The 4636-nt window shown below is 57.2% G+C and carries 4 protein-coding genes and 2 pseudogenes; 2 read left to right on the forward strand and 4 right to left on the reverse strand.

What is annotated here, in order from left to right; translation table 11 throughout:
- Positions 1-255, forward strand: a pseudogene (locus tag ACIQJ2_RS38095) (erythrose-4-phosphate dehydrogenase); the annotation flags it as partial.
- 58 nt (positions 256-313) lie between these two features.
- Here the strand turns inward: ACIQJ2_RS38095 and ACIQJ2_RS38100 are convergent.
- A pseudogene (locus ACIQJ2_RS38100) lies at positions 314-969 on the reverse strand (3,4-dihydroxy-2-butanone-4-phosphate synthase); the annotation flags it as partial.
- Positions 970-1145: 176 nt separating this feature from the next.
- Here ACIQJ2_RS38100 and ilvB point away from each other — a divergent pair.
- Positions 1146-2897 carry a biosynthetic-type acetolactate synthase large subunit gene (gene ilvB, locus ACIQJ2_RS38105; protein ID WP_400678202.1) on the forward strand — a complete coding sequence of 584 codons (1752 nt, stop codon included), beginning with the start codon at positions 1146-1148 and terminating at the stop codon, positions 2895-2897.
- 214 nt (positions 2898-3111) lie between these two features.
- Here ilvB and ACIQJ2_RS38110 read toward each other — a convergent pair whose 3' ends face one another.
- The 3 genes from ACIQJ2_RS38110 to ACIQJ2_RS38120 form a co-directional block, all read right to left on the reverse strand.
- Complete coding sequence (locus tag ACIQJ2_RS38110) at positions 3112-3525, reverse strand: Rid family hydrolase (protein WP_113380152.1); 414 nt, start codon at positions 3523-3525, stop codon at positions 3112-3114.
- A 226-nt stretch (positions 3526-3751) separates the two neighbouring features.
- A complete protein-coding gene (locus ACIQJ2_RS38115) occupies positions 3752-4393 on the reverse strand; it encodes a carbonic anhydrase (RefSeq protein WP_113380153.1) in 642 nt (213 codons plus the stop codon).
- 132 nt (positions 4394-4525) lie between these two features.
- Positions 4526-4636 (reverse strand): NAD(P)(+) transhydrogenase (Re/Si-specific) subunit beta (locus ACIQJ2_RS38120; RefSeq protein WP_400678203.1); only part of this gene is annotated, 111 nt, incomplete at its 5' end.

A 4636-nucleotide genomic window follows, 5' to 3' on the forward strand; every position in this document is an offset into this window, starting at 1 on the left:
GCTACGACGGTCGGCGAAATGATCGAAGCCATCAAGGCTGCATCGAACGGCAAGCTGAAGGGCATCCTCGGCTACACCGACGAGCCGCTGGTTTCCCGCGACTTCAACCATGACAGCCACTCGTCGATCTTCGCCACCGATCAGACGAAGGTCATGGAAGGCAACTTCGTGCGCGTCCTGTCCTGGTACGACAACGAATGGGGCTTCTCCAGCCGCATGTCGGATACGGCCGTTGCCTTCGCCAAGCTCATCTGAGCGTTACGGCAAACTGATGAAAGAGCGGCCCGGGAAACCGGGCCCATCGGTGGACCTGTTAGTGAATTTCGGTGCTGGCGATCTTGATCCAGAAGCCTTCAAGGCCGACATAGTGCCGCTCACGGCCCATCAGAAGGTTGTCGAGCTGACAGGGAGATCCTTCAGGATATCTGCGTACCCAGTCGATTTCCAGCCATTCGCGTCGTGCGTCTGGGCTTCCGCATGAGCCTCGCACCCCCGGGCGCGCTTTGCGGCCGTTGTCGTAATGGCCGACGCCAACGGAACCGCAGGTAGATGATGACGCCGCATCCGTGTTCGGCAGATCTTCTGCATGTAGAAATCGACGGGCTTGAGCTTGCCGAACAGATCGTCGGTGTTTTCCGGGTGCAGGCATACTGGAATATCGACGCCATCCCTGATTTCGCCGAAGACGAAGGCGAGACGCTGCTTTGGATCCCAGGGCAGGGAATAGGTATGCGCTCTCGCCTTGCCGAACGGTGTCTCGATATCGAAACTCGAGCCGAGTTCGATCAGCGTTTCCTTATGCTGGCGATAGGTAATGAGGTAGGCAACCGACAAAAGCTTTAGCCCGTGCTTCGACGCAAAGTCCACCACCTGCGGACCGCGCGCTACTGTACCGTCGTCATTGACGAGTTCGGAGTTCACGCCAATCGGCGGAAGGCCGACATCACTCAGTTTGTCAACAGCAGCATCGAACGCCGTGTTGAACTCAATCTGAAACATTCCCTGCCGTAAGTTTGCCAATTGGTCTGCCAATCCGGCATGAGATGCTGTGCTCGTCGTGCTATTAAATATCAGATTTATCTACGTTTTTGGTGAGGAGCACACGGGTGAGTTTGGCGGAAGTTAACCAAAAGACTGCTAGACAAATGATCGGAGCTGAAATTCTCATTCGTGCCCTCAAAGCAAATGGTGTGCGAACGGTTTTCGGTTACCCGGGCGGGGCAGTTCTCGCCATCTATGACGAACTGTTCCAGCAGTCCGAAATCGAGCATATCTTGGTTCGTCACGAACAGCATGCGGGGCATGCCGCCGAAGGTTACGCCCGGGCAAGCGGGAAAGCCGGGGTCGTTCTGGTGACTTCTGGACCCGGCATCACCAACATGGTCACCCCCCTCCAGGACGCGCTGATGGACTCGATTCCGTTGGTCTGTATCTGCGGGCAAGTGCCAACATCCCTCATCGGGACCGACGCCTTCCAGGAATGCGACGCGGTCGGGATCACCCGTCCGTGCACGAAGCACAGCTACATCGTGACCGACGTCACGGCTATGGCCGAAACCGTCGATCTGGCCTTCAGGGTCGCAACTTCGGGCCGGCCGGGGCCCGTATTGATCTGTATTCCGAAAGACGTTCAACTGGCCGAATGCACCTACTATGATCCGCCACCTCGGGCGCAACATGCGACTGCCCCTGCCGGCCTATTTGATCCTTCGGGCATTCGGCGCGCTGGCGATCTTATCGCGAATGCCAGGCGTGGCCTTATCTATACGGGCGGAGGCGTATTGGCGTCGGGGCCTCAGGCTTCAGACGCCTTGCGACAACTCGCGGATATCACAGGCTTTCCCGTTACCTCGACCCTAATGGGCCTCGGCGCATTTCCGGCCGGGCACCAATCCTGGCTTGGAATGCCAGGACTGCATGGCACCTACGAGGCGAACATGGCGATGCATGACTGCGACGTCATGCTCTGCGTGGGCGCGCGCTTCGATGATCGCGTCACTGGCCGGCTCGACCGGTTTTCGCCTGGTTCGAAAAAAATCCACATCGACATTGATCCGTCATCGATCAACAAGAACGTCGCCGCTGATGTCGCATTGTGCGGAGACGCTGGCGCAGGGCTGACATTGCTCGTCCAGGACCTGAGGTCGCGGAAACATCAGACGAAATCGCATCTCTTGAACGATTGGTGGAGTGCAATCGCCGGGTGGAGAGACCAGCTATGCCTCGCCTATGAACCGGGTGACGGGGTGATCATGCCGCAGTTCGCGATCGAGCGTCTTTGGCACCATATTAGGGACCGGGACCCCTACCTTACGACCGAGGTCGGACAACATCAGATGTGGGCGGCTCAATATTGCCGCTTCGACAATCCGAACCGCTTCATTTCCTCCGGAGGTCTCGGAACGATGGGATTCGGCCTGCCGGCAGCGATCGGCGCTCAACTGGCACGGCCGGACAAGCTCGTGGTCGATATAGCGGGCGATGCCTCGATCCAGATGAACCTGAAAGAGCTTCCCACGGCCCTTCAGTACGGATTGCCGGTCAAGGTCTTCATATTGAATAACCACCATCTCGGTATGGTCCGCCAGCTCCAGCAGCATCTCCACAATGGACGCAAGTCTCATAGCTATTCCGACGCATTGCCGGATTTTACCCGATTGGCCGAAGCGTATGGTGCCCGCGGGATTAGATGTCGCCACCCAGGTGAACTCGATAACGCGATCATGGAAATGCTGGCCTTCGACGGCCCGGCTGTCCTGGACTGCGAGGTCGCTGAGCTCGAGAGTTGTTATCCGATGATCAAAGCTGGATCGGGCCACAATGAAATGTGGCTGAACCAAGATCGGTTCGCTGCCGGTGAAAGCAGCGGTCGAACACCGTTGGCCGTCGCCGTCTGAGGTCTGACTGTTCCTGAGATATTTCAGTCGATGTGTGTCGGCACGGGGAACGCATCGGCTCGAGGCGCCCTGCCCTCGTTGGGGCCCGCAACAGGCGCGCGAATTCAGAAAATCGGAGCACCTTTGCGATCGTCCGTACCAAGACGCAGCGGCGAACGGTTGTTTTCGGCTGCGTCTTGGTTCTCGTCTCGATAACGCGAAGATCAGATGATGCTTATTCGCGGAACGCGGCGATGCTGCGCATTTCGATCTTAAGGACAGGCAGACCAAGTGCTGCGACGCCCAGCGCCGTCCAAGCCGGGAAGTTCGACGTGAGATACTTGTTCTTCACCTCGACGAACTGCTCAAAATTGTTCGGCAGATCCACGTGGTAGCTGTAGATCTCCACCAGATCATCTTTCGTGAGGCCGACCCATCGCAGGATTTCGAATGTGCGCTGGAAGACGATATCAACCTGCTCCTTGATATCCTCGGGGCAGGATCCGTCCGCCTTCAGGGCGATCTGCCCGGAAATGAAGAGGAGGCCGCCTGCCTTGACAGCGGGCGCGTAGCCATACTGCTCGAAAGTTTCCCCGTGAACTCCAAAGAGAGTGGAGTCGGCGGGAACCTGAATAATCTGTCTGGTCATAGTAATGCTCCTTGATGGAATATGGCCTGGTGCTGGCGTGCACGTGTGGGTTTTCCACAGTCACGCCGGATGCCAAAAGGACAAATTTCCCTCAAAAATGGCCATCGCAATGAAGGTCTGCAAAAGGGCGCTGATTGCAGATGTTTCACGCAGTTGCGGAGAAAAGCCTGACGGTATCGTGAAGTCACGTTACCGGTCTGGTCCGATGATCAGCGGTCCAAGCCGTTTACACCTGGAGCTCCTGTCGGCCGAAATCGCCGCTTGCCGCGTCCATGACCCATAGCTCACCGGTCGAAATGTCGAACCAGGCGCCGTGAAGCTGCAATTGCCCTTCTGTTTCCCGCTTCCTGATTTCGGGAAAGCTACGCAGATTGGTCAGGGAGTTTCGTATGGATACGCGTTCAAGCGCCGTCTGACGCTCGGCCGGTGTCATCACCTCATTGCTTTGGATCTGTTTTGCCGCGGATTTGACGAGCGACATCCAGCGGCCGATGAAATTGCCTGGCGAAAGCGGCTCCGCATTCGGGTCGAGTGCTGCCTTGACGCCGCCACAGCGACCGTGACCCAGAACGACAATATCCGTCACATTGAGTGCGAGTACTGCGAATTCGAGTGCCGATGATGTCGCATGCAATTGCCCGTCCGGCTCGTAAGGGGGCACCATGTTGGCGACATTGCGGATGACGAAGAGCTCGCCAGGGCCCGCATCAAAGATCGTCTCGGGCGCTGAACGGGAGTCCGAACAGGCGATTACGAGGGTCTTGGGGCTTTGCCCTTCTTCCGCAAGACTGCGATAGCGCTCGCGTTCAAAATGACCAATCATGAAATTGCGATAGCCGTTTAATAGAGAGGAAGGAAAGTTCTGCATTCCGTCGGTTCCCGTGTCGCTGATCATGAAAGGGTGCACCCGGCCAGCACGGCGCGAAGATCAGAGCGATTGAGCGGATGTCGCGTCAGGTAATTGCCGTGCTTTGTCTTGTCGCTCATTTGGAGCCCATGATCAGGCGACGAGAGCCAGCAATCGATCGATGCTATTTTTAGCGTCGCCGTAGAACATGCGTGTGTTGTCCTTGAAGAAGAGGGGGTTTTCGATGCCGGAATAACCGGTTCC

Source organism: Rhizobium sp. NPDC092011 (genome assembly GCF_044756305.1).
In the GTDB taxonomy this organism is placed as follows: Bacteria; Pseudomonadota; Alphaproteobacteria; order Rhizobiales; family Rhizobiaceae; genus Rhizobium.

Coding starts and splice junctions, on each gene's coding strand:
- ilvB (WP_400678202.1), top strand. CDS start 1,146: ATGATCGGAGCTGAAATTCTCATTCGTGCCCTCAAAGCAAATGGTGTG.
- ACIQJ2_RS38115 (WP_113380153.1), bottom strand. CDS start 4,393: ATGCAGAACTTTCCTTCCTCTCTATTAAACGGCTATCGCAATTTCATG.
- ACIQJ2_RS38110 (WP_113380152.1), bottom strand. CDS start 3,525: ATGACCAGACAGATTATTCAGGTTCCCGCCGACTCCACTCTCTTTGGA.